Below are 26,598 nucleotides of genomic sequence, written 5' to 3' on the forward strand. Positions count from 1 at the left end.
CAATCGCATCAGAACCACGTCGGCGCGAAGGGCTGCCCGGCCGTCTTGAACATCCGGTCGGCGACCCCCAACGCTCCCGGCGTCTCCTCCGCCACCAGGTTCGCCGCCGCCAACAACGACGGCGCGTAGCCGCCCAACAGCAGCGATCCGAGGCTCTGCACCGGGAGTGACAGGTCCGGGCTCTCCGTCGTGCGCCTCACCGTCGCGCCGTCCGGGCCCGCTTCGAGGGCGTAGACGCCGTCGGCGTAGCCGTCCTTGTCGTGGACGGCCAGCACGAGCCTGGCCTCATGGCCGTAGGTGCGCGCCGACAGCGCCGCCTCGGCGTCCAGGATGCGCAGCCACAGCGTGTCGTAGCGATCCGCCTGCCAGGCGGCGCGCGGGTCGGTCATGAACAGGCGCCAGGTGTCATCGCTCGGCTGGAGGTCCACCTCGACGCGGACGATCCAGTCCTGCTCCCAGAGGAACTGCATCAGGCGGGCCCAGATCGCGGGGGTCTCGGCCAGGACCGAGGCGTTGAGTGTCATGTTCTTCGTGAAGCCGACGTTCTCGGGCGCGCGTTCGGCCGAGTAGCTCGCGTAGCCGCGGGCGACGCCGTCGTCGTCGCGGCAGACCGCGAACAACGTGCTCTTGTCGACAGGCTGGCCCTCCGCCTGGAGCAGTCCGGCGCTGTAGCGCCACCACTGTGGCGACCGCTCGATCGCGCCGGGAGTCGTCGCGCGTATCCGGTCGTAGACGGAGGGCATCTCCTCGCACCAGCACTCGGCGCTCACCAACTCCACGGTGCCGGGCAGCGGCGCCAGCAGGCCGGCCGTGCGAGCGTCGATGCGGGTCCTGACCTCCTCGGTCGCGCGGCCGTAGCCGAACCGGCCGTAGATCGGCCACTCCGAGGGGATCAGGATCGAGGCGGCCTCGCCGCGCTCCGCCGACTGCCGCAGGCCGCGCGTCATCAGCTCTTTGAGGATGCCGCGGCGGCGGTGCGTCTGCTGCACGGTGACCGCGGTGACGGCACCCACGCCGAGCGGCGCGCCGCCGGGCACCGTCAGCTCGGTGTGGAACGTGCCATGCGTACCGACCACCAGCTCGCCGTCGAACGCACCGAGCACCCGCCCCTGGCCGAGCTCCTGCTCCCACAAGGTCCGGCGCACGCCGTCGCTGCCGCGCTGGTCGAAGTGGAAGAAGCCGACGCTGACCGCGTCGGACCACGCGGGGAACCCGGCGTCGGAGATGGACTTGATCTCGATGGTCATGCGGTGATCCTCCCTGGAGACCGTTCCATGATCCCCCAGAGACGGCGGCCCCCGCTCGGAATTTGGAGCCGGGGCCTGGATCCGTATCTGTATCTGTATCTGTCGGAAGTCAGCCGGACCTCAGCAGGAGATGTTGCCCGGGCCGACGTCGGTGCCGAGCATGGCGACGTACTTCCTGTAGAGACTGACGCGGTCGTTGCGCTCGTCAGGGTTCTTACCGGTGCACTCGAGCTCGCCGTTGAAGCTCCGGATGGTCTCGCCGAAGCCCTTGCCCTGGACCATGGAGTCGTGCGAGGTCCGCGCCCCGGCCCCGGGCTGCGAGTTCCAGAACCACAGGCCGGTCTTCCAGGCCACGGTGGGATCCTTCTCGACCTTGTAGGGGTCGTGGAGCAGGTCGATGTGCAGGGCGTCGCCCGCCGCCTTGTAGTTGTAGTTCCAGCTCAGCTGTGTCGGACCGCGGCCGTAGTAGCCCGACTGGCCCGCGGGGCAGCCGTAAGGCTGGCCGTGGTCACAGTAGTGCGGGTAGTTGGCGGTGTTCTGCTCCACGACGTACTTCAGGCCGCCGGTCTCGTGGCTGACGTTGGCCAGGAACGCGGCGGCTTCCCGCTTCTTGACGCTCTCGCCGCCGGTGTTCGCAAAGCCCGGGTACGCCGAGAGCGCGGCGGTCAGCCCTTGGTAGGTATAGAAGGAGTTCCGACCTGGGAACATCTTGTCGAACTGCGCCTGCGAGACGACGAACCCGGAGCCCTTGGCCGCGGCCGAGGCGGGCACAGCGGCAGAGGCGGAGGCCGTCGGCGCGATCGGTCCGCCGAGGAGACTCACGAAAACGGCCGCGGCCGCTGCGGCGGCCTTGAGAATGCGATGGGATGGCATGCGTCCATGCTCTCGTCATGCCTTGCCAATGTCTTGATCGACACGCCGCAAGGCCGCCGCTGCGACAGCAGCCTGATTTCGGAGTACGCATACCGATGGCAATGCGGGTACTAATACCGGCGCCACCGCCATGATCCGCCACCTAGAGTCGAGCATCCTCAACCGCGAAAGGACCGCCCATGACCGACGTCGCCCTGGACCTCGCCGAGGGCAGTGCTCTCATCGCGATGGCGTTGGGTCCGGAATCCGGCGTCGTGCGCGTCCAGGGGCGGACGGTGCGGGACGGACTCGACTACGTCGTGGTGCACAACGACGCCACGACGATGAGCATCCCGCTCGGCGAGGCCGACGCGCTGCTGCGGATGCCGGTGTCCTGGGAGCAGGCCGAGCGGTGGCTGGAGCGGCTGCGCGACACCGAGCCGGCCGACGACGTGCGCGCCTGGACGGAGCGCTTCGCGGAGTACGAGGCCGCGCTGGTGTCGAGCGTGGACGACGAGTTCGTGGAGCTGCTGCGCCGGCTCTACGCGTCGCCGTACGCGTCCTCGCGCGGCGAGCTGCGCCTCATCTGGGCCTTCGAGCGGATGGTCGTCGAGGAGATCGCCCTGGTGCTCGGTGTGGACGCCGAAGATCTGGTCGACGAGTTGCACGCGCTGCACAGCACGCACGGGACGTTCGCCCCCTCGGCGTCGCAGCGCCTGGACGGGCCGGTCCGGCGCTGACCCCGGTCGGGACCGTCCGGTGCCGACCCTCCTCAACCCTCCCGCCTCCTCAGCCCTCCTCAACCCTGCTCGGTCTGGTCAGCCAGCAGCTCCAAATCCTCCGCGCTCAGCGTCACCGTCTTGACCAGCTCCCGGATCAGGTTCACGCTCAGCGTCGACCCGACCGGCTCCCCCACCTCGTCCCGCATCAGCCCGCGCACGCCCCGGCGGTGCAGGCGCTCGCGCACCTCCTCGACGGTGTTCGCGACCGTGCGGAAGTTCCAGGCCTTGGTGGTGTACGGCGAGGCGTTCGCCGTCTGCGCGGTGTCCTCCCAGGTCAGCGGGAGCGGGAAGGTCTCCTGGCCCTCCAGGTAGCGCCGGGCCAGCGCGGTCAGGACCAGCCGCTCCTGCGCCGACAGCTCGTACACCGTCTCCGGGTCGACCGTCGGCGCCTTCGTCGTGGAGCGGGGGTGGTGGTCGTCGTCGTCCACCAGGCGAACCTCAACAAGGTGGGAGCGCTGCTTCGAGGAGTTGATGACCAGCGGGGTGTATCCGGGTTCGATGACGCGCCGGTGGCCCTTGAGCATCAGCGAGCCGTTGGGCAGCTCGATCGGCAGCTGCCCGGTATTCGTCAGCCACCAGCCGCCGTCCGGGCCGGTGCAGGTGAACACGCCGTGCCGGCGGCTGACCGTCGGGTCGTCGACGCCGACCGGGACGTGCACGTCCTCCCGGTCGCGCCCGAACAGCAGCGTGTACCTGCGCGCCGGCACCGCGTAGCCGCCTTCGGGGCCGAGCACGAAGATCGTGCCGGGCGGCGCCGACGGGACGCTCTCGGACGGGCTGCCGGGCGGCAGCATGCGCGGGGGGAAGTGGGCGTTCGGCATGGTCAGGGTGCCTCCGTTCAGCTGTCCGTCAGTGTATGAGGGTGCGCAGAGGACCGGTCCTTAATGATCAAAGCAAATTGCACGGCCACGGAGTGCTCGATAACCTACCGACCGTGAGTGCACCCAGCGGACGGCGCGCCGATGGATGAGGAAGTCGCCGAACCGCTCGGGCCGGGCGACCCCCGCGAGATAGGCCAGTTCACCATCATCGGCCTGCTCGGCACCGGTGGCATGGGTGAGGTGTACCTCGGCACCCGCGACGGACGGTACGTCGCCGTCAAGCGCGTCAAGCCCCGCCTGGTCTCCGGCGAGCGGTTCAACCGCGAGGTCGCGATCCTGCACCGGGTGCCCTTCGGCGTCGCGCCGTCGCTGCTCGCCAGCGACAACACCGCGCCGGAGCCGTGGTTCGCCACCGAGTACGTGCCGGGCCTCACCGTGGACGACGCGATCCGCTCCTTCGGCCCGCTGACCGCCGGGGAACTGTGGCTGCTGCTGGCCGAGACCGCCGCGCATCTCCAGGTCGTGCACGACGCCGGGATCGTGCACCGCGATCTGAAGCCGGCCAACATCATGCTGGTGCGCGACGGCGTGAAGCTCATCGACTTCGGCATCGCGCTGGCCGACGACCAGTCCCGGCTGACGCGCAGCGGCGCGAGCTCCGGGACGCGCGGGTTCACGGCCCCGGAGCAGGAATCCGGGGACCGGGAGGTCTCGGCGCCGGCCGACGTGTACTCGCTGGCCGCCACGCTGACCTACGCGGCCTCGGCCCGGCTGCCCGGCCTGGTCCTGGACATCGGGCCGATCCGGGCGCTGGACGCCGATCTGGCGGCCGTCATCGAACCCTGTTTCGCCGCCGACCCCCAGGCCCGGCCGACGGCCGCCGACCTGGTCGCCGCTGCCCGGGAGCACGCGGACGCCACGAGCACGTCCTGGCCGTCGGAGGCGATGGAGCGGATAGCCCGGCGGCGGGACTTCGCCGCGACGCCGGTGAGCGTGATCGACACGGTGGTCCCGCCGGATCAGGACATTGACACCGCCGAGCCGGAGGCCGGTCCGACGCGGTCGCTGGCCGATACGAAGAAGGCGGCGACGGCGACGCGTCGGCGTTATCTCGTGCCGCTGGCGGCGATCGCGACGCTGTGCGCGCTGGTGGCCGGAGTGCTCGCGGTGCTGTCCTCGCACCAGAAATCCGGGTCGCACCCGATTTCGGCGGCGTCCGGGGCGGGCATCGTGCCGGTGGCCGGGGAGCTGTCGCCGTCCGCGGGGCGTACCGGCGGCACCGGCGGCACCGGCACGGCCACGGGCTCCGGCCGGCCGACGACTCCGGGAGCGACCACGTCCGGCGCGGGTACGCAGCCGAGCGGGCCCTCGTCGAACGCGGCCGGCGGGCCGGGTCCGCAGCCCACCTCGGCGGTCGGCTCCACGCCGGGCTCGTCGCCGAAGGGCGGCGCCAGCTCGCCGGGGCGGCCGGTCGGCAGCACCACCGGGCCGGGCAGCACGCCGAGTTCCGCGCCGCCGCCGAAGTCCGGGCCGACGCCCACCGCGTCGTCGATTCCGGGCATCAACAGCGCCGACGACCCAGCGCGCGTTCCGAATTCCGAGGCGGACGTTGACGTGGCGTTCGGTGACGCGGCGTGCTCGGCGTGGCTGGACTCCGACGGCTCCGGCAACCTCGCGGGAGTGCTGAACACCTCGTGGACCCAGTCCTGCGTCGCCGAGATCATCCGCAGCGACGGGTTGGCCTACACCTTCAGCGCCTCTCAATACGCTGAGAAGACGAACTTTCTGCCCGACCAGGGCTACTCGATGCAGATCTGTGTCTGGCACGCGGACCAGAAGAGCGGACAGGCGTGCTCGCCGCAGTTCGCGATGAGCGGCACCACGCCGGTCCAGAAGTAGGCGTCCGGTCAGCTCTGCTCGTTCGCCTCGGCCGCGACCAGGGCGTCGACGTCGGCCTGGGTCTCGGCCCGGGCCTGGAACTGAAGGCCCACGCTGAAGCCCAGGTCGCCGCCGCCCCCGAGCGACTGGACCACCGCCGCCGCATCCGGGTCCTGACACGAGAGGTTCTTCGGGCGACCGACCGGAAGCTCGGCGGTCATCTCGCACTGGCCGGCCGGTTGTCGGCCGACGGTGACCCTGGCCGTCACGTCGACGACGACCGCATCGGTCGGCGCCGAAGCCACGACGCTGTTGACGGATACGGTGCATGTACTGTCCGAGCAGTACAGTTTCGGATCTTCGCCGTATTGGAAGACGACGCCGAGGTCGAGCGCGTCGGTGAGCGTCCTGGTCTGGTCGATCAGACTGGTGAAGAAGGGTGTAACAGAGGTCTGCGACGCGGAGTCGATCTCCGTGAGCTGCCCGAGCTGCGCGCTCGGTGGGACCAGACGGAGCACGCGGTAGGGCTGCGTGGTCGAGATGTAGAGCACGCCTGCGGAGGTGGTCACGGGCGTCGCCGGATCGGTCTGTGCACTCTGTCCGTCCTGTGCACCCGGCGTGCTCTGTGCGCTCTGTGTAGTCGACGGCGGGAAGGCAGTGTCCTGAGACGTCAGCGCGGACTGCAGCGAGGCCGCCAGGTTCCCCGCTGAAGCCAGACCGGACGGCAGCAGCGCCTCCAGGGCGCTGTCGCCGGTGACCCACCTCCCCCGCACCGAGGCCGCCGGCGTGCCCGATGGCAGCGTCCCCAGCAGGCGGACCGACGCCGGGTCGGCGGCCTTGAAGTAGGTCCGGCCGCCGACCTCCAGGACGCTGAGCTCCCCGCCGCCGAGCTCGATGACGCCCTGCGCCTCGCCGCCGGACGTGACCGTCAGCTGCCAGGAGGAGCGGCCGTCGGGCGCGAGGCCGGTGTAGTGGAGCAGGGGTTGGGTGGACAGGTTCGCGAGTGCTTGGGTGACCGGGGTCTGATCAGTGTTCTGCGAGGGCTGGATGGTGCCGGTGCTCACGCTCGGCGCACTCGGCGTCTGCGGCGGGCGCGACACCGACGGCTTGTCGGGCAAAGCGGTCGGGGCCTGCGCACGGACTTGTGTTCCCGGCCGCAGTGCCATCGCAGTCGCTGCGAATGCCAGCACCACGACCACCGCACCGACACCCACGGCGACCAGGCGCCGCCGGACGAGCGGCCGGCCAATGGCAATGGCCCGCGGCGATCCGACCGGCCCCGCCGACAGCCCGACACCGGCTCGATCACCGGCACCCTGCGCGCCCACGGCCGCAGTGCCCGCGCCGTGACCGTTCGCCGGGGCGACCGGCCTGGCGCCCCAAGGCGTCCGGGGCGCTGCCGTCACCGGCCGCACCGCCGCAGGCCGCACCGTCGAGCCCTGATTCGCCGCCGCGAGCCCGATCGCCGTCAGCCGCTTCGGCTTGCCCTCGGCCCCGATCGGCGGCGGCGCCCCCAACTGCGGCGGCACGGCGCGCGGCGTCCGTTCCCAGATCGGCAGATCCGGGCGCGGGGCCCCGGGTCCCGTCCTCGGGCGTGAGCCGTCCATCGCACCTCCCAGTCGGCAGCGCATACGAACTCTGATGGCCGCCACGCTAGGGCCCCGCACTCAGGACCGGTCCTCTGCGCGCTTGCCTAGCCTGCTGCGCAGCGCTGGAAATCGCGAATGGGAGGCGATCGGATGTCCGAGGCAAGAGGTGTGCTGCTGCCGGCCTACGTGCTGGTCGACGAGTCGGCGTCGATGGGTCCCTACGTGGACGACCTGTCCGCCGGACTGGTCTCGCTGTGTGAGGAGCTGCGGGCCGCGCCGATGCTGGCGGCGAAGCTCCGGCTGGCGGTGCTGGGGTTCTCGGACGACGTCCGGGTGCACCTGGCGGTGGCCGACATGCGGGTCGAGACGAACCTGCCGCGGGTGAGCGTGCGCGGCAGCACCAACTACGGCGCGGCGTTCTCCGACCTGGCCGGACGCATCCCCACCGACGTGCGCTTCCTGCGCGACGAGGGCTACAAGGTGCACCGTCCGGTGGTGTTCTTCCTCAGCGACGGCCAGCCCACCGACTTCGGCTGGAAGCGGTCGCTGGCCAAGCTCACCGACCGGCAGAAGATGCCGGCCGCGCCGAACATCATCGCCTGCGGCATGGGGACGGCCGAGCGCAGGACCATCGCCGAGGTGGCGTCCCGACCGGAGTTCGGGTTCATCGCCGAGCGCGGCGCCGACCTCGGCAAGGCGATCTCAGAGTTCTTCCACGCGCTGACCGCGAGCCTGATCGCGTCCAGCCAGGCGCTGAACTCGGACCACCCGCAGCTGGTGGTCACCAAGCCCGAGGGGTTCTCCATCGTGCTGGACGAGGTCACGCCATGATGTCCAGGCCGGCGGGCACGGCCGTACCGGACGACACCGCGCCGTGGCCCCGGATCACGGTCGACATCGCAGGGCCCGAATTCGAGCCGCGACCGCCGGAGCAGTTCGCGTTCGACTTCCCGGACACCGAGTGCGACGGATGGTCGACCCCTGATTTCACGGTCCGCTCCGCCTCCGTACGCGGGGCCAGCCACCGCTACTCGCGCAAGCCGCGCCAGGACGCGGCGCGGGTCGCCGTGCACGAGGAGGCCGGCGCCGTGGTGTTCGCGGTCGCCGACGGGGTTTCGGGCGCGACCGACTCGCAGCTCGGCGCACTGGAGGCGTGCCGGGCCGCGATGGAGCGGATGCTGCACCTGCTGTCGCAGGACGCGCGCGGCACGCAGGGCGGGACCCTGGACCTCGACAGCGTCGCGCACCACGCCGCCGAGCGGCTGCGGCAGCTCTCCGCGTGGCGGCTGGGCAGCAACGATCCGCAGAGCTCTGCGGTGGCCGCGGACTGGTACGCCACGACGCTGGTCGCCGGGATCGTGCTGCAGGAGCCGACCGGGCCGCGGGTGCGGGTCTTCCGGATCGGGGACTCGGGCGCCTGGCTGCTGGACCGCGCGACGGGCTCCTACCACGCGCTGTTGGGGACGAAGACGGGTTCCGACACCGACCTGGTGTCCAACGCGGTGCGGCCGCTGCCGCACGTCCCCGACCCGGTCGAGCAGACCACCGAGCACCTGACCCCCAGCGAGGTGCTGCTCATCGGCACCGACGGCTTCGGGGACCCGCTCGGCGACGGGGACGGCCTGGTCGGCGCACTGTTCGCGCGGCACCTCGCGGTACCACCGACGCCGCTGCGGCTGGCGCACGTCCTGGACTTCTCGCGCGAAACCTTCGACGACGACCGGACCCTGGTCGCGGTCTGGCCGCGCTCGCCGGGAGGCGCGCCGTGACCTCGGGCACCCGCACCGTGGAGCACTCCGACCTCCAACTCGGCGGCCAACTCGGACGCGGCGGCCAGGGCACGGTCTACCCGGTCGCGAACCGGAAGATCAACGAGGCGGCGAACGGCGGCTGGGAGGTCGTCTACAAGGAGTACAACACCGCCACGCTGGCCCTGCTCGACGCCGACGCACTGCGCGGCATGGTGGATCTGCTCGGCGGCCTGGACGCCGACGACGCGCGCTGGCTGTGCGACAAGACCGCGTGGCCGGTCGCCGTGGTCGAGCAGGCGGGGCAGGTCCGCGGGTTCCTGATGCGCGCGGTGCCGGACCGGTTCCGGTTCAGCATGCGGAGCCTGGCGGGGACGACGTCGCCGAAGACGGTGCTGACGAACCTGGAGTTCCTGCTCAACGACGAGGCGTACATCGCCGGGATCGGGCTGACCATCAGCCCGCGCGACCGCCTCGAACTGCTGGCCGACCTGGCCACGACACTGGACAGGCTGCACCGGATGGGCATCGCGGTCGGCGACATGTCGCCGCGGAACCTGTTGTTCTGCACGGGAAAGCAGGCGGGCTTCTTCCTCATCGACTGCGACGCCATGCGCCTGCACGGTGTCAGCACCCTGCCACAGGTCGAAACGCCCGACTGGCAGGCGCCGGCGGGCGAGGAGAAGGCGACCGGCGCGACGGACGTGTACAAGTTCGGGCTGGTGGCCGTCCGCGTCGCGGCCGGGCACCAGGCCACGACCGATACGGCGCGGCTGACGGCGCTGAGCGGCGGTCTCGGGGACCTGGCGCGGTCGAGCCTGGCCGCGGACGCGGGTCAGCGTCCTGCGACGGCGGGGAAGTGGATCGGGGAGTTGCGGGCCGCGGCGCGGACGGCTCCGGCTGTCGCGCCGACGCCGGTGCCGACGCCGGCGCCGCCGACGGCCGCGGGGTCGGGAGCGGGGGCTGGAGCGGGGTCTGGAGCGGCGGCAGGTTCCGGGGCGGGGGCTGCAGGATCGGGGGCCGGGTCCAGGGCCGGGGCGCCAACGCCGGGCACACCTGGCACGCCTGGCACGCCACCGGTCTACAAGGCTCCCAAGCCGGCCGGAAAGCTGATCGCCCGGTTCGGCGGGCTGGTGACCGCAGCGGTAGTCGTCCTCGCGATCGCACTGAACGCCAACCACAACTCGAGTGCCGCCGTCACGAACGGAGGCTCCGGCTCGGGCGGCGCGTACACCTCGACCACATCCGGCGGCGACGCTTCAGGCGGATCCGACGCCACCGGCGGCACCGGGGCCGACGGTTCGAGCGTGACCGGCGGCACGACAGGCGGCGGCACCACCGGCGGCGGCACGAGCGTCGTCGGCGGAACCACAGGCTACGTCCCGCCACCGGTGACGACGACGTCGTCCGACAGCGGCGGCGTCACGGGTTCAGGCACCACCGGCGCCTACACCCCGCAGCCACCGCCTCCCCCGCCGGACCTCGTCAAGACCCTGCAGATCGGCGACTGCGTCTACGACGCCAACCCGTCCACCGCATCGAGCGCGAAGCTGTCCTCAGCCGCCTGCGTCCCGGGCTCCTTCAAGATCGTCGGCGCCTTCGACAACACAACGAACATGAGCGCCTGCAACGGAGTCGGCCAAGTCTCGCAAACCGTCTCCTCCCCAACCGACAACCGCGTCATCTGCCTGAGCTACCAGTCGAACGGCACCGCCTACTGGGCCACACCCGGCCAGTGCGTCTACGGCCTGAACGGCCCCGGCAACTCCTGGAACGCAGAGGCCTGCCAGACCGGCAACTTCAAGGTCGTGGCCCGCTACCCCCAGACCACCGACAAGAGCCGCTGCCCCGCCTGGCCGCAAAGCAACGAGAGCTACAGCTACCCCAACTCCGACTCGGGCCTGTCCGTATTGCTCTGTCTACAGATGAACTACCCCGACGCCCTGGGCAACGCCCAACAGAACGAGTGCCTGGTGAAGAACGGCAACACCTTCACCAACGTCGACTCCTGCCCGAACTCCAACGTGATCGTATCCGGACGCACCAGCGCCTACGACGACCCGGCCTTCTGCGGCCACGACGGCGCGTCGTGGTGGCGCCCCTCGGAGTTCCCCGATCTTGGATACACCGTGTGTTGGCGCTGGAAGCAGTGATCCAGCAGCGCTGAACCGGCCTGCCCGAGAGTACGGGACAGGCCGGTTCGGTGTGCGGGTGTCTGGGAGATCAGCCTCCGTAAAAGGCGCACATATGGCTGATGAAGACGCAGATGTGGAACAGGTTGCTCACGAGGGGATTTCTCCTTGTCAACGCATGATTCGGGCCGCCACATCGGTTCCCCGCCACCGAGCTTGGAGCAATCCTATTGATTCATCGGGGGTGCACCAAGGCAAAGTTCGAATCTGTTTGAAGCCGTGACCCAGCACAGAACAGGTAAAGAAGCTTGCTTATACAAAGCCGCAGATCAGGTGCCCGAGGCGGTATCGATCAGGACGTACCGGCACGATGCGGCAGGTACCTGTGTCAAGCTGTGGAAAGTAGGGCACCAACTCAGTGCTCTGGTTTGCGGTCACCCCGGGCTGGGCACAGAGCCCTCGGTCCTCCATCGGTCGAGGGGCATGTCCGGCATCCGAGACATGCGAGGTGTTGTATGGAGCTGCGGGGCGGTTCAGGCGCGCGAAAGCGACTGACCGAGATCCAATCACAGCTACTGACCACCAGGCACACCGCCGGGCTCGCGCAGCAGACGCTCAGCGAGTGGCTCGGCGTCGCCAGCCGCACCCTCCGCGACTGGGAAAAGGGCTACGACTCGCCGAGCTTGAAACATCTTATTAGTTGGGCATATGCGCTCAGCTTCCGCCTGGCGATCGTTGATCCGCTCATAAGTTCGGAATTCTCGCCGGTGATACTGGAGAACGGGGAATCCTTCGAACTCCACGAAATGCGACGGCTGACCCGGCCGCTGTGCTTCAGACGCAAAGAACGCAGGCTTTCGCAAGGCGATCTGGCCTTGCTCCTCGGGGTCAGCCGGTCTTCGATCCAGCGGTGGGAGGACTCCGAGAAGTTCCCGCAGCCCGTCGCGCTCATCGCGTGGGCCGGCCGGCTGGAGTACTCCGTCGAACTGAATCAGGCCACGAATGTAGTCGATGCGCCACGGCTGCGGCCCGACGAGGAAGCACCCTGACAGTGGGTTGGCCTCTGGTGGCCTCGTCCTCGACCTGGCGGCGCCGGTTTCTGATTCGCCACCTTTTGGCGTTAATTAGCTCTAGAGCCTGATAACGGCCGGTGCAACCATGGGTACTGAGCAACGTCCTGCAGTGCGTGAGGGGAGCACCCATGCAGTACACCGTGCTCGGCCCCGTTGGTTTTCGAAACGATGAACGTTTTCAGGCCGCGGGCAATCCCAAGGAACAGGGCGTGCTGGCGATCCTGCTGATGGAGCGCGGCCGTGCCGTGTCCGCGCAGATGCTCGCCGACCGACTTTGGGACGAGCATCCTCCCCAGCAGTTCCGTTCCACATTACAGGCCCATATTTCACGACTTCGCCGCCGGCTGCGCGAGACCGGCCTGCTGACCGAGGTCATCGCCAGCAACCAGGCCGGCTATCGCATCGACGTGCCGGCCGACGACGTCGACGTGCACCACTTCGACCTCCTGGTCTCCCGGGCCCAGGCCCGCGTCGGGGCCGACCCGCGCTCGGCCCGCTCCTTGTTGCGCCAGGCCGAGGAGCTGTGGCGCGGCGAGCCGTTCGCCGGTTTGGGTGGGATGTGGGTGGAGACCATCCGGCGCATCCTCACCGACAAGCGGCGCACGGTGGTGCTCAGACGCCTGGAGCTGGATCTGCAGACCGGCGGCGATGCCGACGAGGCCGTCGCGGAGTTGACCGAACTGGCCTCCGGGAGCCGCATCGACCAACGCGTCATCGAGCTCCTGATGATCGCCCTGGACGGTGCCGGACGGACCGACGACGCCCTGGCCCTCTTCCACGACACCAGAGACCGGCTTCGTGAAGAGGCGGGAACGGACCCGCGCCCCGAACTCCGCACGCTTCACCAACGCCTGCTCAACGGCCCCGTCAAACACCAGACCCCCGTGCCCGAACGCCGCAGCACGCCGGAGACCGTGGACACGCTGAATCCGGATCCGCCGTATGTGGCAGGACGCGAGGAAGAGCTTGCGACACTCCTCGCGGCCGTCACCGCGGACCTGCGTTCCGGCAAGCACGGTTCGGTCGTCGCCATCGAGGGGCTGGCCGGCGTCGGCAAGACGACCGTCGCGCTCCAGGCGGCGCACCTGCTTCGCTCCCGATGCCCGGACGGTGCGTTGCAGGTCAACATGCACTCGCATGATCCACACCTGCCGCCCCTGGATCCGCAGCAGGCTCTGACGCAACTGCTCGACGCGATCGGCACACCGTGGCGCGAGCTGGGACGTGCCGACTCGCTCGTGGCGCTCCAAGCGCTCTGGCGAAAACGCACCGCCGGGCGCCGTCTGCTGCTCCTGCTCGACGACGTCTCGGACGCGGCCCAGATCGAGTTGTTGCTTCCGCCCCCGGCGGGCACGATCGTCCTGATCACCTCACGCCGCCACCTGACCGGGCTGCCCCACGGCCACCAGTTCACCCTCGGTCTGCTGCCCGACAGCGCCGCGACGGCACTCCTGGCGCACATCACCGACCGGACCCTGCCCCACGACGACGATCTCGTCCGGTTCACCCGATGCTGCGGCGGACTCGCGCTGGCCATCACCGTGGCCGCCGGGCACCTGCGGAGCCGACCGCTGTGGACCGTCGGGGACCTGGCCGACCGGCTGTCCACGACCTCGCAGTCGTTCGCCGATGACCCGCTGACCGGCCCGATCCACACCGCGTTCGCCATGTCCTACCAAACGCTGAGCAGCCCTCTGCGCGATCTGCTCCGCTACCTCGCGGCCCACCCCGGCCCGGACATCGGCCTGCCCGCCGCCGCGGCCATGTCCGGCGCGGCGCTGGCCGACACCGACATCAGGCTCGACAATTTGGTGGACCACCGACTCCTGGAGCACACCAGCGCTCACCGATTCATGCTGCACGACCTGCTCAGACAGTATGTCCTAGCGCAGGCCGACGAACAGCAGAACCTTGACAACCAGCGGGGCGTCGACCGCGCCGTCGCCTTCTACCAAACCGCCGCCGCGCGCGCGGACCACGCCCTGCAGCCGCGCCGCCGTGAACTCCGGTATCCCGTGGCCTCAGCGCCGGTGGCAGGTGTGGATCTCGACACGCCCGAGCAGGCCCGGCGGTGGCTCGACAGCGAGGACGCCAACCTGTCCGCGGTCATCACCTGGTCGGTGCGGCTCGGCCGCGGCAGACACCTCGGACTGCTCCCCCACGTGCTGGCTCAGCACCTGGACCGGCGCGGGAACTGGCCTCAGGCTCTGCAGCTCATCGAGAATCTGCTCGCCGCCCCGGACACCGACTCTCCGGACGACCGACCGGACACCGTCAAGGCACGCCTGCTGACCGATCACGCGGGGCTTTCCTTCCGGGCCTGCCGTTATGAGGACGCGTTGCAGAGCGGTCACGCCGCACTGGCCGTCTGGAAGGCCGACGACGACCGCTACGGCCAGGCGGACGCGCACGTCCAGATCGGGCGTGCGCACGACGCCACCGGACACCGCGGCCAGGCGATCGACGCCTTCCGGACGGCGGCTGCCTTGTACGGGAGCCTCGGCGACCTCAGCCGGGTGGCCGTGGCCGAGGATCAGTGGGCTGTCAACACGTTCCAGCAGGGGCACCAGGACGAGGCGATCGCGCGGGGCCGCCACGCTTTGGAGATCGCGCGCCGACAGAACGACCTGCCGGTCATCTGCGACGTCCTCATCAATTTGGGCGAGATGTACCGAAGGGCCGATGAGAACGGCCAAGCCCTGGCCTGCTTCCAGGAAGCCCGCACCCTGTCCGGGACGCTGGGCGACCCGCTCAACACCGCCTCGCTCGACGTCAACATCGCTGCCGTCTACGAACGCGCCGGGAACCACCAGCGGGCTCTGGCTTCCATGCAGGCCGCGTTGCAGAAGTTCCGGCAGCTCGGCGACCATCGCAACGAGATCGAGAGCCACATCCTGCTGGCCACGGTGCACACCAGCCTCGGGCATCCCGATTCGGCGTTCGAGGAGTTGCGGAACGCGGCCGAACTCGCGGCGCAGACGCACGATCAGCTGCGGCTGTTCCAGGTCCGGCTGGCGGAAGGCAGCACGCACTCCGCCGGCGGCGATGTCCGACGCGCTGTCGATGCGTACAAGGCGGCCCTGAAAATCGCCGAGGAAGCGGCCGCCTTGCCCGAGCAGGCCCGGGCGCACCGTACCCTCTCTGAGCTCTACGCGAGCCTGAGCATGACCGATCGCGCGCAGAGCCACCTGCGGGAGGCGGAAGCGATGGGACCGCAAGGCGACGATGCCTGACGTCCGACTTCGGCAGTGCCCTTACTTGCGATACCAGCCAGCCAACCACCGCCAGCAGGCCTAAGGCTTCCGAGCCAGCACCCCGATGAACGGCACGATCGGCTTGTGCGTGTCGTCCAGTTCCGGCAGCCAGACGCGGATGTCCGCGACGCCCGGGGGCTGGATCTCCAGGCCGGTCAGCCAGGGGGTGATCTGCTTCGCGGTGCGGGGGACGACGGGGACGCCGGTGCGCTTGGCGTAGTCGCGGGCTGCGTCCTTCTGCCCCTGGGGGGCGGCGGCGTCGGGGGCGCCGTGGGAGATGGTCAGGTAGCTGCCGGGGGCGCAGGGGTGCATGAAGGCGTGGACGATCTGGTCGGGGCGGGCGGTGGTGGGTTCGGTGTCGGGGATGAAGTGCAGGACGGAGAACAGCAGGATCGCTACCGGCTTCGTCCAGTCGATGGTGTCGCGGACCAGGGGGTGGTCGAGGACGACGTCGGGTTCGCGGAGGTCGGCCAGGGCGGCGTGCGCGGTGGGGTTGTCGGCGAGCAGGGCTCGGGCGTGGGCGATGGCGACCGGGTCGATGTCGATGTAGACGACGGTCGCGTCCGGGTCGACGGCCTGCGCCACTTCGTGGACGTTGCCGACGGTGGGGACGCCGGAGCCGAGGTCGAGGAACTGCGTGATGCCGCGTTCGGCGATCAGGTTCTGCACGACGTGGCGCAGGAAGACGCGGTTCGCCTGCGCGGAGGCCGGCAGGGACGGCATCGAGCTGGCGGCGCGGCGGCCGGCTTCGCGGTCGGCTTCGAAGTTCTGCGAGCCGCCCAGCCAGAAGTCGTAGATGCGCGCCGGGCTCGGGTGGGTGGGGTCGACTTCGGGCAGGCTCAGGGCCAACTCGGCCGCGTCGATCGAGTCCATGACAGATGATTGTGGCATTCGGGACGCCGTTGTGCGCGGTGGCCCGAATGCCGCAAGTCACGCAGCGAAATCAGCCGAAGAAGTTGTACGCCCGGCGTATGTGACCGTCGGCCGCGATCACTGTTCCGTAACCGGTGGCCACGGGGACGGTCAGCGAGCCAGGCTGCGTCAGTTCCCAGGAGAACAGCGCCACATCGTGGTGGACGCTGATCACCTTGGCCAGCGAAAGGTCGAGCTCGCCAAGCTTCTCCCGCGCCTCCCCGACCGCGCTGACGATCTCCGCGTGCCCGGTGGCCGTCCAGTCGGGGTCGATGATCTCGGCGTCCGGGCTGAAGACGCGTTCCAGGACGGCCTCACGCCGCCGCGCGTCCCGCTCGCTCCACGCCTCGAAGTACGTCCGGATCAGGTCCTCGATCGTCTGGCTCATTCTGTGATCTCCTCTGTTCTTTGAGCGCGAAGGCCAGGAACGCGCCGAGCATCGCCGTGCCGCCCGCCGCGAAACCGGCCTGTCGCAGACCGTTGATGACTTCCGTCGGAGGCACGTGGCCTCCCACGCTGTGCAGCCCGGCGGTGGCGATCGCGACCAGTACCGCGAGCCCCGCGGCCCCGCCGAGTTGTTGGGCAGTGGTGGCCATCGCCGAGGCGACGCCTTGTTCCCCGGCCCGCACCCCGCTCGTCGCGGTCACGAACATCGCCGTGAACGTCATGCCGCCCCCGACGCCCCACACCGCGATGCCTGGGACCAGCGTCCAGAACGAGGCGTCCGGCGCCATGCCGGCGGCCAGCAGCACGATCCCCGCACCGTTGATCAGCATGCTGACGAACAAGCTCGTGCGCGCTCCCCACCGGCCGATCAGCGCCGGGCCGAACCTCATGCCCGCGACCACCGACAGGACGGTCACCGGCAGGAACGCCAGGCCGGTCGCCAGCGCGCTGTAGCCGTGGCCGACCTGCAGGTACGTGGTGAAGGCGTAGTAGGCGCCCCCCAAGGCGCTCTGGAATATCAGGATCGCCGCCATGGCCACGGCCAGGCTCCTGGTGCGCAACAACCGCGGCGGCACGAGCGGATCGCGTGCCCCTGTCTCGATGACCGCGAACGCACCGAGCAACGCGACACCGACCCCGATCGACCCCGCGCCGCGCACCGAACCCCACCCGGCCTGCGGCCCACTGGCCAGCCCGAACACCAGCAGCATCGAGCCGACGGTGGCGACTAGCGCGCCGGGCAGGTCGAAGCCCGTCAGGGTCCTTCTATCGACACGGTCCCTCGCGAGCAGGCGCGGTGCGGCCACCATGATGACCAGCGCCGGCGGAACCATCACCAGCATCACCCAGCGCCAGCCCCCGACCTGCGTGAGCACGCCGCCGAGCAGCGCGCCCGCCGCCAAGCCCGCGCTGCCCGCGGCGGACCACAGCGACAGCGCCCGCGTGCGCTCCGGGCCTTCGGCGAAGCCGGTGGTGACCAGGGACAGCGTCGCCGGCGTGAGCATCGCGGCGCCGACGCCCTGCACGGCGCGCGCGGCCAGCAGCGTCGCCGGGCCGGTCGCCAGGCCGCCGGCCAGGCACGCGGCCGCGAACAGGGCCAGGCCGACGACGAACATGTCGCGCCGGCCGATGCGGTCGACGAGCCGGCCGCCGAGCATGAGCAGGCCGCCGAAGGCCACCGCGTAGGAGCTGACGACCCACTGCAGCGACTGCGCGCCGAAGCCGAGTCCGGTGCCGATGTCGGGCAGCGCGACGTAAACGATGTTGTAGTCCAGGGCGACGACGAACTGCGTCGACACCAGCAGTGCCAGTCTGAGCCGCACGATCCCCACCTTTCTGAGCGGCGTATGTTTACTACACGCCGTATAGTTACATCACGGCAAGCACTAACGCAACGCTGTAGAGTGTCAGCCGTGGAAGCCCCAGTGGATGCCCCGACACAGAGCCGGCGGGCCCGCCTCCGGGCCCAGACCGCGCAGGAGATCAAGACGATCGCGCTGGACCTGATGGCCGCCGGCGGACCCGACGCCGTCACGCTGCGCGCCATCGCGCGCGAGATGGGCATGACCGCCAACGCGATCTACGGCTACTACGCCACCCGCGACGAGCTGGTCACGACGCTGATCGCGGACCTGTACACGGCGTTCGTGGACGGTGCCGAGGCCGCGCGCGACGCCCGGCCGGCCGCGGACGCGGCGGGCCGGATCCTGGCCTGGGCCGAGGCGTTCCGGCAGTGGGCGCTGACCAACCCGGCGGGCTTCCGGCTCGTCTACGGCGACCCGGTGCCCGGCTACCAGGCGCCGGCGGAAGGGGCCGCGGTCGAGGCCGAGCGCCGGGCCTGCCTGGGGCTGACCGGGCTGGTCGCCGGGGCGTGGCCGAGCGCGGAGGGGCTGCAGGCGGACGCGGCGTACCAGTGGTCTGATTTCGATCCGACGCTGGTCGCCACGGTCCGGGATCAGTTCCCTGAGCTGCCGCCGGACGCCGTCGCGCTCGCGTTGCGGGTATGGGGGCGGCTGCACGGCTTGGTCTCGCTGGAGATCTACGGCCACCTGCGTTATCAGACCCCTGATCCCGGCAAGGTCTATCGCAGCGAGATCTGTGATCTGGTCCGGTCACTCGGGCTGACTCCCCCGGCCGAATGACGCCGCGCTTAGGGTGACGGTGTGACCAACGAGATGCCGACTTTCGCGCTCAGATACGCCACGCCCTTCTTCGGCGCCGATCCGGAACGGCTGGTGACGGTTGCCCGTCAGGCCGAGGAGTCCGGGTTCGAAGCCATATACGTGCCCGAACATGTGGCGCTCTATCCGGAGGCCAAGATCGGCGAGTGGGAGCTGCCGACGGATCTGCCGTTCCCGGATCCGTTGGACATGCTGACGTTCGTCGCCGCACACACCGAGCGGTTGTTGCTCGGCACCGGGGTGCTGTTGCTGCCGTACCACCACCCCGTGACGCTGGCCAAGCGCCTGGCGACCATCGACGTGCTGTCCGGCGGCCGGATGCGGTTGCTGGGGATCGGCGTCGGGGTGCTGCCCGGCGAGGCGGCGGCGGTGGGGGTCGACTACAGGACGCGCGGGCGGCGTGCAGACGAGGCGATCGACGTGATGCGGGCGTTGTGGGCGCGGGACGAGGCCGGGGCTCAGTTCCACGGCGAGTTCTACGACCTGGACCACGTCTACAGCCACCCAAAGCCGTTGGCGGAGTCCGGGCTGCCGATCCACGTCGGCGGGTCGAGCGAGGCCGCGGCCCGGCGTGCCGGACTGCGCGGGGACGGCTGGCTTCCGGGCGGTGGGCTCATGCCCGATGAGCGGAAGGCGTTGTGGGAGCTGGTACTCTCGACGGCGGAGAAGGCCGGTCGCGATCCCGGGGCCATCGCGTACACGCACATGGGGTCGTTGGAAATGTCTCCGGAGACAGCCGAGCGGCTGGCGGCGGAGGGCGTCACCCGCATCTCGGTCGCCGCGCCGACCGGGGAGCCGGACGAGCAGTGCGCCGAGTTGGTGGCGTTCGCGGAGCGGTTCGGGCTGGGCAAGGGCTGAGGCACGGCTGAAGCGCGGCCGAGGCACGACCCGGGTCTGTCGAGTGCCAAGGTGTGTCCCCGAGGGCAACGCGGGGACACACCGCTGACCGCACCGCACTGCGGCGTTTCGGTGGACTACGCCGCGCAGATCCGTTCCACGAACTCGGCGAGCTGCTGCTCGCTGAGGTGCGCGGCCAGGTCCGCCTCGCTGATCATGCCGACCAGCCGTTTGTTCTCCACCACCGGCATGCGCCGGATGCGGCGGCTCTCCATCTCGTGCAGCACCTCGCCGACGTCGGCACCGGCGTCGACCCAGCGTGGCGTGCCCTCGCAGAGCTCGGCGCAGCGGACCTGCGCCGGGTCGTGGCCGAGCGCCACGCACTTCACCACGATGTCGCGGTCGGTGATGATGCCGCACAGCCGCTCGTTCTGGTCGCTGACCGGCAGCGCGCCGACGTCGAGCTGCCGCATGAGCTGCGCGGCGCGGTCCAGCGTCTCCTCGCGGTAGATCCACTGGGCGCCGGGATGCATGATGTCCTTGGCAGTGGCCATGATCGCCTCCCAGGACTAGGCCCCCTTGGGGACTGCCACTTCTATCGTGGGCACCTTGGGGTCGGGGCGCCACCGGAGGGCGCGGCGACGGCCGCGATCAGCCGGCCGGGAACAGGTTCCGCACGAACGCGTTGCGGAACTTGCCCTCGGGATCGCGCCGCTCCAGCAGTGCGCGGAAGTCGTCGGCCTTCTCGTAGGTGGCGAGCGCCGCCTTCGGTCCGCTCAGGAACACCTTCCCCCAGTGCGGCCGCGCGCCGAGCGGCAGCAGGGCGCGCTCCACCGCGGCGAGGGCCGGTTCCACGGCGGCGCGGTCGGCGATCCAGGTGAAGTGGATCGTGACGCTGTCGCGGTGGTAGGCCGGGCTGAGCCAGAGGTCGTCGGCGGCGACGGTGCGCACCTCGGAGATCTGCACCACCGGGGCGATGAGGGGGCCGAGTTCGCGGACCGCGCTCAGCGCATCGGCGGCGTGCCGCCGGGGGACGAAGAACTCTGATTGCAGCTCTTCGCCGCTGCTCGGGGTGAAGCCGGGGCGGAAGTGCGGCAGCCGCTCGTGCCAGGGTCCTGGTACGCCGAGCTGCTCGGTGCAGTTCTCGGCGGACATGCCGGGGATCGGGTGCGCGGCGTGCGTGGCGGGGCGGCCGCCGAGCCAGTCGGCGGCGGGCCGCGACGTGCGCGCCTCTTCCGCGCGCAGCTTCACCCAGACGGCGACGTCGCCGCGCCAGTCGGTGAAAGCGCTGACGCTGTAGCCGGCCGAGAAGACCTCCTCGAAGCGGCCGATCAGCTCCGACAGCGCCACGCCTTCGTGCACGAACTGCGCGACGTCGAACGTGGGCACCACGGCGACCGTCAGCTGCGTCACCGCCCCGACCGCGCCGAGCCCGACCACCGCGCCGTCGAAGTCCGGCGACTCGCCGCGTTTGAGCTCCACGACGTCGCCGCCCGGCGTCACGAACCGCATCCCGCGCACGAGTGCCGCAAGGCCCTGATTCCCGTCGCCGGACCCGTGGGTCCCGGTCGCGCAGGCCCCGGCGAGCGAGATGTGCGGCAGGGACGGCAGCGCGGTCAGCGCGTAGCCGGCGGCGTGCAGCCGCGACGCCAGGTCCGCGAGCCGCAGGCCGGCCGAGACGGTCGCCGTGCCGGCGTCCGCGTCGATCTGCACCTGCGGCTCCAGGCGGTCGAGCACGACCAGGTCCCCGTCGGTGTCGGCGATCCGGTTGAACGAGTGCCCGGTGCCGAGCACCCGCACCGAGCGCGCGCCGGCCACGATCCGCTGGAGCTCGTCGAGCGAGGCCGGATGACGGGTCCGCGCGGGACTGAACACGACGTTGCCGGCCCAGTTGTGAGTCCGCTCGCTCTGTTCGCTCATCGCTCGGAGTCTCCCGGCGCTCTCGGCGATCTCGGTGTCATCGCCTCAGGCGGTCCAGCGTAACGTTCGCCGCGGCGAGGTCCTGCACGCCCAGGCCGATCAGCTTCGCCACGGTGATCTGGCCGGCGGTGGCGCGACCTGGCGTTCGGCTGTCGACGAGCTCGCCGAGCTCGACCGGCGCGGTCTTCGGCCGCACTCCGGCGGCGTGCGCGTAGGCGAGGTCGCCGTAGAGAGCGGTCAGTTCGCGGCTGTCCACGGCGACGACGTCGGCACGAGCCAGGCACGCGGGAGCGAGTTCGACTTTGCCCGCGTCGTCGGCGCCCATCGCGGTGATATGCGTGCCGGGCGCCAGCCAGTCGGCCTCGACCAGCGGCTGCGTGCTGCCGGTGGCGGTGATCAGGATGTCGGTGTCGACGCAGGCGTCGCGCGGCGTGGGCACCACGGAGATGTTCACGCCTGCCAAGCGTTCTCGGAGTGCGGCCGCGAGGCGGTTCGCGGGATCGGTTCGACGTCCCCAGATCCGGACGTCGGTGACAGGACGCTCGCCGGCTGCGGCCAGCACCTGGAGGAACGCCTGCATTCCGGTGCCGAGCACTCCGACAGAATGACTGTACTCGCGGGCCAGCAGTCGGGTAGCCAAGGCTCCGGCAGCTGCGGTTCGCACGTCGGACAGGTGGTGGTCGTCGCGGAGTAAGGCCACGGGATCGCCGGTTCGGGCGTCGAAGACCATGATCACGCCGCTCGCGCCGGTCGCTTCACGGCGAGCGCGTTCGGCGAACCAACTCCCGACCTTGACGACGAAGATCGGCGAATCGGGAAGCCACGCCGACTTGACGTGCACATCGCCCTCCTTGCCGGCCGGGGCGAACATGGAGACCGGCGACTCCCCGAGCCCCCGGCTGTAGTCGGCGAAGGCGCGCGCGACCGGTTCGACCAGGTCCTCGAAGCCGACGGCCGCGCGGATCGCGTCGGCGTCGAAGAATTGCAGCCCTGCCAGCGGTTCGGTACTCATGCCGGGATCCGATCGAGCGTGCCGGTGCCGACGACCACGACGTCGCCGCCCACCTCGACGGAGGAGACGTCCACGCCGGTGCCGTGGGCCCGGATGGTGATCGTGCTGGGACGGCCGAGGTAGCGGCCTTGGTGGAGCGTCGCTGTTTCGCCGTCGCCGAGGCGGTCGTGGCAGCGGAGGTATGCAGCGACGCAGCCGGCGGCGCTTCCGGTGGCGACGTCTTCGAGGAGTCCGTCGTTGTTCCAGTGCCTGCCCTCCATGGCGGCCACGTCGAGGAGGTAGGCGAACTGCGCGCCGAGGGCGTCGAGGCGGTTTTCGAGGTCTGGTATGGCGATTCGGGCACGTTCCAACGCACCGGCGCGCACCGGAAGGATCAGGTAGCGCAGGCCGGTCGACACGACTTGTGGTGGGAGTTCGGGATCGAGGTCCTTGTCGTCGAGCCCGAACCAGGCAGCGGCGGCGGTTCCTGCTACCTCGTTGTAGAACTCGGCTCGGCCTTGGTCCAGCACGGCTGAGAAGCGACCCGGTCCGTGTCGGCGCGTGGTGACCTGCACGGTGCGCGCTGCGAGGCGGAAAGTCCAGGTCTGCGGGGAGTCGTCGCCATGGCGCTCGTGCAGGACACAGGCCGCGCCGAGGACCGGATGGCCGGCGAAGTCGAGTTCATCGAAGAGGTCGAAGACGCGAGCATGGCGGCGGTGAGCGTCGTCTCCGTCGCCGTCGGGGAACAGGAAGATCGATTCGAAGTGCCGCAGCTCGCGGGTGATCCGCGCCATCTGCTCGGCAGTGAGATCGTCGGTGACATCGCCGGTATCCGCGGCAACGGCAGTATCAGCGGCGTCCGGGAACACCGCGAGACTGTTGCCCGAGTAGGGCTGCGACGAGAAGACGTCGACGTGGAAGTACTGCATGATCGCGACGCTACGCGGCAGCAGGGTTCAAAGGAACTGGCGAACTTCGACCCCCTGGTATAAGTAGCTGTTATGGTCCAGGACTTGGAGACCGGCTTGCTTCGGGCGTTCGTCACCGCGGTCCGCGCCGGCAGCATCAGCCGTGCCGCGCAGGTCCTCGGCCAGACGCAGCCGGCGCTCAGCCAGCAGCTGCGCAGGCTGGAGCGGCGGACCGGGCAGCCGTTGCTGCACCGCGCGGCGACCGGCGTCAGCCTGACCCCGGCCGGGGAATCGCTGCTGCCCTACGCCGAGCGCATCCTCGCGTTGTCGGCGCAGGCGCTGCACGCCACCCGCACCTCGCTCGCCGGACACTGCGGCGTCGGGCTGATCGAGGACCTGGCCGCGAGCCGCCTCCCCCAGGCCCTCGCCGACTTCGGCCGGCTGCATCCCGAGGCGACGCTGGAGGTGTTCAGCGCGCCGGGCCCGGCGATGCGTGAGGCGTTCGATCAGGGCCGGATCCACATCGCGTTGTGCGATCCGGACTACCTGCCCGAGCCGCCGCGCTGGTCGGTGCGGCTGCCGCTCACGTGGGCGGTCGGGGCGGGGCTCGACGTGCGCGCCGATCCGTTGCCGCTCGTGCTGTTCTCGCAGCCGTGCGGGTGGCGGGCGCCGGTACTGGCCGCGCTGGACGACGCCGGACGTCCGTGGCGCGTGGCGTTCGAGAGCACAGGCCTGGCCGGCGTGCACGCGGCCGTGCGGGCCGGGCTCGGAGCGGCGGCGCTGTTGCCGGCGAACATCGAGGCCGGGATGACGACGGTCGACGACGCGGCGCTGCTTCCGGTGCTGCCGGACGTCACGCTCGGCCTGGTGCGGCACTCCCGGACGGTCGGCGATCCCTTGGTCGACGCGGTGGAAGCCGTGCTGCGCGGCGTCGTGTGAGGCGCGTCAGTCTTCTTCTACGGTAGCCAGTGGGAGAGTCTGGCCGGGCCATGTCGGTACCGGCCTCAGGCGGCGAGGTTCGCCGTGTAGAACTCGGCGAGTTTGGCGATCGCCGGGGCGACGTACTCGTCCTTGTCGTACAGGTCGACGTGCGACGCGCCGTCGATCCAGTGCACTTCCTTCGGGCCGCCGGCGTTCTGGAAGGCCTGGACGCCCATCCAGGACGTCACGGCGTTCCGGCCGACGATCAGCAGCAGCGGCCGCGGGGCGATCAGGCTGACGGCCGCGAACGCGTCGAAGGTGGCGATGCGGTCGACGCTGGACCAGGTCAGCGTCTTGGCCGAGCGCTCGTGTCCGGCACGCGGGGTGGCGTAGTACTCCCAGCCCTCGAAGACGTGCTGGCCGCCGAGGCGGGCTTCCTCGGCAGTGGCCGGGAAGAGGCCGAAGCTCTGGACGCCTTCGCCGCGCGCCTCCGCGGTACGGGCCGCCGCCACGGCGTCGAGCATGCCCTGGAAGATCGCCGGGTCCTGGGTCCCGTCCGCGCCGACCTTGAACTGCCGGGCGATGTCGACGCCGCTGACCGTGGCCACGGCGCGGATGCGGTGGTCGGTCGCGGCGGCGGCGAGGCTGTAGCCGCCGGAGGCGCAGATGCCGAGCAGGCCGATCCGGTCCGAGTCCGCTTCCGGGCGCGTGGTGAGGAACGACACGGCGGACTTCAGGTCCTCGACCCGCTGTGCCGGGTCCTCCAGGCCGCGCGGTTCGCCTTCGCTCTCGCCCTGGTAGGCGGCGTCGAAGGCGAGGGCGACGAAGCCGGCATCGGCGAGGCGGCTGGCGTACAGGCCGGCGGCCTGCTCCTTCACGCCGCTGCCGGGGTGGCCGACGACCACGGCGGGGGCCGGGGTGGCGTTCCCGTCGGCGTCGGCGGCGGTGCCGTCCGGGAGGTAGAGGTGGCCCGCGATCTTCAGGCCGTTGCTGGTGAACGTGACGTCGGTCCTCATGGGTACCGCTCCCGTCTTGGTGAGTGCGGGGCTCCCGTTCGGTCACCCCGGTGGCTTTCGGAGTCCGTCGGCCGCATCACCGACTTTCGCCGTATCGGAAGCGGGCAACCAGGGACGGTCTCGCCTATGCAAGCCAGTACCAGGCACGCTGGCCGAAACGCATGGAGACTAGGGGCATGGCCTCAGCACAACACGCTCACAGCGACACCGGGCTCGGCGACTTCCTGCGCTCACGGCGGGCCGCCGTCGACCCGGTCGAGGCCGGTATGCCCGACGACGGCCGCCTGCGCCGGGTGCCGGGGCTGCGGCGTGAGGAACTGGCGATGTTGGCGCACGTGAGCGTCGACTACATCGTGCGACTGGAGCAGGGGCGCACGACGCGGGTGTCGCGCACGGTGCTCGACGCGCTCGCCGACGCGCTGAAGCTGGCGCCGGACGAGCGCGAGTACCTGTTCACGGTGGCCGACGTCACGCAGAGCGCCCCGACCCGGCGGCCGAGCCAGTCCGAGCCGGCTCCGCGGTTGCGGCGGCTGCTGGACACGATGACGGACGTGCCGGCGATCGTGGTCAACCACCGGTTCGACGTGCTGGCGTGGAACCGCGGCGGGGCGGGGCTGCTGGCCGACTTCAGCGCGATGCCGCCGGGGCAGCGGAATCTGATCCGGCTGACGTTCCTCGACGAGGCGTTCCGGGCGCTGTACGGGGATTGGGAGCGTGCGGCGAAGGAGTGCGTGGCGACGCTGCGGATGGAGGCGGGGAGACGGCCCGACGATCCGGCGCTGAACGCGCTGGTCGGGGAGCTGAGTGTGCGTGATCAGGACTTCCGGACATGGTGGGCCACGCATCAGGTGCGCGGGCCGAGCCAGCTGGTGAAGATGTACCACCATCCGATCGCCGGGACGATGGAACTGGATGTGCAGCAGTTCTCGGTGGACACGCATCCGGACCAGAAGCTGATCGCTTTCACCGCGGAGCCGGGGTCGGAATCCGAGAAGGCGCTGCACTTCTTGCTGCACTGGTCAGATGGGCATGTGACAGCAGATCATTGACATGTCACGATCCATGCACGGGGAGGATCCTAGAAGTGTTT

General features: G+C 70.4%; 23 protein-coding genes. 11 read left to right on the forward strand and 12 right to left on the reverse strand.

Features of this window, described 5'->3' with window-relative positions:
• Nucleotides 1-8: 8 nt before the first annotated feature.
• Complete coding sequence (locus ABH920_RS37895; RefSeq protein ID WP_370354106.1) at nucleotides 9-1,247, reverse strand: GNAT family N-acetyltransferase; 1,239 nt, start codon at nucleotides 1,245-1,247, stop codon at nucleotides 9-11.
• Nucleotides 1,248-1,367: 120 nt separating this feature from the next.
• The gene (locus ABH920_RS37900) at nucleotides 1,368-2,120 is read right to left on the reverse strand and encodes a chitinase (protein WP_370354107.1); all 753 of its coding nucleotides are present in this window, start codon (nucleotides 2,118-2,120) and stop codon (nucleotides 1,368-1,370) included.
• A gap of 179 nt (nucleotides 2,121-2,299) precedes the next feature.
• On the opposite strand from ABH920_RS37900, the gene ABH920_RS37905 reads away from it, so the two are divergent.
• Nucleotides 2,300-2,839 (forward strand): hypothetical protein, encoded by a 540-nt coding sequence (locus tag ABH920_RS37905; RefSeq protein WP_370354108.1) that lies wholly within the window; start codon nucleotides 2,300-2,302, stop codon nucleotides 2,837-2,839.
• A gap of 59 nt (nucleotides 2,840-2,898) precedes the next feature.
• Here ABH920_RS37905 and ABH920_RS37910 read toward each other — a convergent pair whose 3' ends face one another.
• Nucleotides 2,899-3,702: an FHA domain-containing protein gene (locus tag ABH920_RS37910; RefSeq protein ID WP_370354109.1), complete on the reverse strand. Its 804-nt coding sequence runs from the start codon at nucleotides 3,700-3,702 to the stop codon at nucleotides 2,899-2,901.
• Between the two features lie 141 nt (nucleotides 3,703-3,843).
• Here ABH920_RS37910 and ABH920_RS37915 point away from each other — a divergent pair, with 141 nt between their 5' ends.
• On the forward strand, nucleotides 3,844-5,601 hold the full coding sequence (locus ABH920_RS37915) for a protein kinase (RefSeq protein WP_370354110.1): 1,758 nt from the start codon (nucleotides 3,844-3,846) through the stop codon (nucleotides 5,599-5,601).
• Between the two features lie 8 nt (nucleotides 5,602-5,609).
• Here ABH920_RS37915 and ABH920_RS37920 read toward each other — a convergent pair whose 3' ends face one another.
• Complete coding sequence (locus tag ABH920_RS37920) at nucleotides 5,610-7,187, reverse strand: hypothetical protein (protein WP_370354111.1); 1,578 nt, start codon at nucleotides 7,185-7,187, stop codon at nucleotides 5,610-5,612.
• 132 nt (nucleotides 7,188-7,319) lie between these two features.
• On the opposite strand from ABH920_RS37920, the gene ABH920_RS37925 reads away from it, so the two are divergent.
• The 5 genes from ABH920_RS37925 to ABH920_RS37945 all read left to right on the forward strand — a co-directional run bounded on the left by ABH920_RS37925 (nucleotide 7,320) and on the right by ABH920_RS37945 (nucleotide 15,355).
• A complete protein-coding gene (locus ABH920_RS37925) occupies nucleotides 7,320-8,000 on the forward strand; it encodes a VWA domain-containing protein (protein ID WP_370354112.1) in 681 nt (226 codons plus the stop codon).
• Nucleotides 7,997-8,938: a protein phosphatase 2C domain-containing protein gene (locus ABH920_RS37930; RefSeq protein ID WP_370354113.1), complete on the forward strand. Its 942-nt coding sequence runs from the start codon at nucleotides 7,997-7,999 to the stop codon at nucleotides 8,936-8,938. The genes ABH920_RS37925 and ABH920_RS37930 overlap by 4 nt, the downstream gene beginning before the upstream one ends.
• The gene (locus tag ABH920_RS37935) at nucleotides 8,935-11,070 is read left to right on the forward strand and encodes a hypothetical protein (protein WP_370354114.1); all 2,136 of its coding nucleotides are present in this window, start codon (nucleotides 8,935-8,937) and stop codon (nucleotides 11,068-11,070) included. The genes ABH920_RS37930 and ABH920_RS37935 overlap by 4 nt, the downstream gene beginning before the upstream one ends.
• Before the next feature lie 494 nt (nucleotides 11,071-11,564).
• Entirely contained in the window at nucleotides 11,565-12,098 is a 534-nt protein-coding gene (locus ABH920_RS37940) for a helix-turn-helix domain-containing protein (RefSeq protein WP_370354115.1), read from the forward strand.
• 152 nt (nucleotides 12,099-12,250) lie between these two features.
• Nucleotides 12,251-15,355: a BTAD domain-containing putative transcriptional regulator gene (locus tag ABH920_RS37945; protein WP_370354116.1), complete on the forward strand. Its 3,105-nt coding sequence runs from the start codon at nucleotides 12,251-12,253 to the stop codon at nucleotides 15,353-15,355.
• A 60-nt stretch (nucleotides 15,356-15,415) separates the two neighbouring features.
• Here the strand turns inward: ABH920_RS37945 and ABH920_RS37950 are convergent, their stop codons facing one another.
• The 3 genes from ABH920_RS37950 to ABH920_RS37960 form a co-directional block, all read right to left on the reverse strand.
• The gene (locus ABH920_RS37950; RefSeq protein ID WP_370354117.1) at nucleotides 15,416-16,249 is read right to left on the reverse strand and encodes an SAM-dependent methyltransferase; all 834 of its coding nucleotides are present in this window, start codon (nucleotides 16,247-16,249) and stop codon (nucleotides 15,416-15,418) included.
• Nucleotides 16,250-16,319: 70 nt separating this feature from the next.
• Nucleotides 16,320-16,676 carry a nuclear transport factor 2 family protein gene (locus ABH920_RS37955; protein WP_370354118.1) on the reverse strand — a complete coding sequence of 119 codons (357 nt, stop codon included), beginning with the start codon at nucleotides 16,674-16,676 and terminating at the stop codon, nucleotides 16,320-16,322.
• The gene (locus ABH920_RS37960) at nucleotides 16,603-18,057 is read right to left on the reverse strand and encodes an MFS transporter (protein ID WP_370354119.1); all 1,455 of its coding nucleotides are present in this window, start codon (nucleotides 18,055-18,057) and stop codon (nucleotides 16,603-16,605) included. Before ABH920_RS37960 ends, ABH920_RS37955 begins: the two co-directional genes overlap by 74 nt.
• Nucleotides 18,058-18,147: 90 nt before the next feature.
• Between ABH920_RS37960 and ABH920_RS37965 the strand changes: the two genes are divergently transcribed.
• Together ABH920_RS37965 and ABH920_RS37970 are read left to right on the forward strand one after the other, a co-directional pair.
• Nucleotides 18,148-18,876: a TetR/AcrR family transcriptional regulator gene (locus tag ABH920_RS37965; protein WP_370354120.1), complete on the forward strand. Its 729-nt coding sequence runs from the start codon at nucleotides 18,148-18,150 to the stop codon at nucleotides 18,874-18,876.
• Nucleotides 18,877-18,909: 33 nt separating this feature from the next.
• Nucleotides 18,910-19,773 (forward strand): TIGR03619 family F420-dependent LLM class oxidoreductase, encoded by an 864-nt coding sequence (locus tag ABH920_RS37970; protein WP_370354173.1) that lies wholly within the window; start codon nucleotides 18,910-18,912, stop codon nucleotides 19,771-19,773.
• Between the two features lie 116 nt (nucleotides 19,774-19,889).
• On the opposite strand, the gene ABH920_RS37975 is transcribed toward ABH920_RS37970, so the two are convergent.
• The 4 genes from ABH920_RS37975 to ABH920_RS37990 all read right to left on the reverse strand — a co-directional run bounded on the left by ABH920_RS37975 (nucleotide 19,890) and on the right by ABH920_RS37990 (nucleotide 23,592).
• The gene (locus tag ABH920_RS37975; RefSeq protein ID WP_370354121.1) at nucleotides 19,890-20,306 is read right to left on the reverse strand and encodes a CBS domain-containing protein; all 417 of its coding nucleotides are present in this window, start codon (nucleotides 20,304-20,306) and stop codon (nucleotides 19,890-19,892) included.
• Nucleotides 20,307-20,403: 97 nt separating this feature from the next.
• Entirely contained in the window at nucleotides 20,404-21,672 is a 1,269-nt protein-coding gene (locus ABH920_RS37980) for an FAD-binding protein (RefSeq protein ID WP_370354122.1), read from the reverse strand.
• Between the two features lie 37 nt (nucleotides 21,673-21,709).
• Nucleotides 21,710-22,684, reverse strand: coding sequence for an ornithine cyclodeaminase family protein (locus tag ABH920_RS37985; RefSeq protein ID WP_370354123.1), 975 nt, complete (start codon nucleotides 22,682-22,684; stop codon nucleotides 21,710-21,712).
• Nucleotides 22,681-23,592, reverse strand: a complete 912-nt coding sequence (locus ABH920_RS37990; RefSeq protein ID WP_370354124.1) for a PhzF family phenazine biosynthesis protein — start codon at nucleotides 23,590-23,592, stop codon at nucleotides 22,681-22,683. The genes ABH920_RS37985 and ABH920_RS37990 overlap by 4 nt, the downstream gene beginning before the upstream one ends.
• 72 nt (nucleotides 23,593-23,664) lie before the next feature.
• Here ABH920_RS37990 and ABH920_RS37995 point away from each other — a divergent pair, with 72 nt between their 5' ends.
• Complete coding sequence (locus ABH920_RS37995) at nucleotides 23,665-24,510, forward strand: LysR family transcriptional regulator (protein ID WP_370354125.1); 846 nt, start codon at nucleotides 23,665-23,667, stop codon at nucleotides 24,508-24,510.
• A gap of 65 nt (nucleotides 24,511-24,575) precedes the next feature.
• On the opposite strand, the gene ABH920_RS38000 is transcribed toward ABH920_RS37995, so the two are convergent.
• The gene (locus ABH920_RS38000) at nucleotides 24,576-25,508 is read right to left on the reverse strand and encodes an alpha/beta hydrolase (protein WP_370354126.1); all 933 of its coding nucleotides are present in this window, start codon (nucleotides 25,506-25,508) and stop codon (nucleotides 24,576-24,578) included.
• Nucleotides 25,509-25,684: 176 nt separating this feature from the next.
• Here ABH920_RS38000 and ABH920_RS38005 point away from each other — a divergent pair, with 176 nt between their 5' ends.
• Complete coding sequence (locus ABH920_RS38005; RefSeq protein ID WP_370354127.1) at nucleotides 25,685-26,557, forward strand: helix-turn-helix transcriptional regulator; 873 nt, start codon at nucleotides 25,685-25,687, stop codon at nucleotides 26,555-26,557.
• Nucleotides 26,558-26,598: the final 41 nt, after the last annotated feature.

The organism is Catenulispora sp. EB89 (genome assembly GCF_041261445.1).
Classification (GTDB): domain Bacteria; phylum Actinomycetota; class Actinomycetes; order Streptomycetales; family Catenulisporaceae; genus Catenulispora.

Excerpts from the sequence above, each read along its gene's own strand:
- ABH920_RS37895 (WP_370354106.1), bottom strand. The coding sequence starts at position 1,247 with ATGACCATCGAGATCAAGTCCATCTCCGACGCCGGGTTCCCCGCGTGG.
- ABH920_RS37900 (WP_370354107.1), bottom strand. The coding sequence starts at position 2,120 with ATGCCATCCCATCGCATTCTCAAGGCCGCCGCAGCGGCCGCGGCCGTT.
- ABH920_RS37905 (WP_370354108.1), top strand. The coding sequence starts at position 2,300 with ATGACCGACGTCGCCCTGGACCTCGCCGAGGGCAGTGCTCTCATCGCG.
- ABH920_RS37910 (WP_370354109.1), bottom strand. The coding sequence starts at position 3,702 with ATGCCGAACGCCCACTTCCCCCCGCGCATGCTGCCGCCCGGCAGCCCG.
- ABH920_RS37915 (WP_370354110.1), top strand. The coding sequence starts at position 3,844 with ATGGATGAGGAAGTCGCCGAACCGCTCGGGCCGGGCGACCCCCGCGAG.
- ABH920_RS37920 (WP_370354111.1), bottom strand. The coding sequence starts at position 7,187 with ATGGACGGCTCACGCCCGAGGACGGGACCCGGGGCCCCGCGCCCGGAT.
- ABH920_RS37925 (WP_370354112.1), top strand. The coding sequence starts at position 7,320 with ATGTCCGAGGCAAGAGGTGTGCTGCTGCCGGCCTACGTGCTGGTCGAC.
- ABH920_RS37930 (WP_370354113.1), top strand. The coding sequence starts at position 7,997 with ATGATGTCCAGGCCGGCGGGCACGGCCGTACCGGACGACACCGCGCCG.
- ABH920_RS37940 (WP_370354115.1), top strand. The coding sequence starts at position 11,565 with ATGGAGCTGCGGGGCGGTTCAGGCGCGCGAAAGCGACTGACCGAGATC.
- ABH920_RS37945 (WP_370354116.1), top strand. The coding sequence starts at position 12,251 with ATGCAGTACACCGTGCTCGGCCCCGTTGGTTTTCGAAACGATGAACGT.
- ABH920_RS37950 (WP_370354117.1), bottom strand. The coding sequence starts at position 16,249 with ATGGACTCGATCGACGCGGCCGAGTTGGCCCTGAGCCTGCCCGAAGTC.
- ABH920_RS37955 (WP_370354118.1), bottom strand. The coding sequence starts at position 16,676 with ATGAGCCAGACGATCGAGGACCTGATCCGGACGTACTTCGAGGCGTGG.
- ABH920_RS37970 (WP_370354173.1), top strand. The coding sequence starts at position 18,910 with ATGCCGACTTTCGCGCTCAGATACGCCACGCCCTTCTTCGGCGCCGAT.
- ABH920_RS37975 (WP_370354121.1), bottom strand. The coding sequence starts at position 20,306 with ATGGCCACTGCCAAGGACATCATGCATCCCGGCGCCCAGTGGATCTAC.
- ABH920_RS37980 (WP_370354122.1), bottom strand. The coding sequence starts at position 21,672 with ATGAGCGAACAGAGCGAGCGGACTCACAACTGGGCCGGCAACGTCGTG.
- ABH920_RS37985 (WP_370354123.1), bottom strand. The coding sequence starts at position 22,684 with ATGAGTACCGAACCGCTGGCAGGGCTGCAATTCTTCGACGCCGACGCG.
- ABH920_RS37990 (WP_370354124.1), bottom strand. The coding sequence starts at position 23,592 with ATGCAGTACTTCCACGTCGACGTCTTCTCGTCGCAGCCCTACTCGGGC.
- ABH920_RS37995 (WP_370354125.1), top strand. The coding sequence starts at position 23,665 with ATGGTCCAGGACTTGGAGACCGGCTTGCTTCGGGCGTTCGTCACCGCG.
- ABH920_RS38000 (WP_370354126.1), bottom strand. The coding sequence starts at position 25,508 with ATGAGGACCGACGTCACGTTCACCAGCAACGGCCTGAAGATCGCGGGC.
- ABH920_RS38005 (WP_370354127.1), top strand. The coding sequence starts at position 25,685 with ATGGCCTCAGCACAACACGCTCACAGCGACACCGGGCTCGGCGACTTC.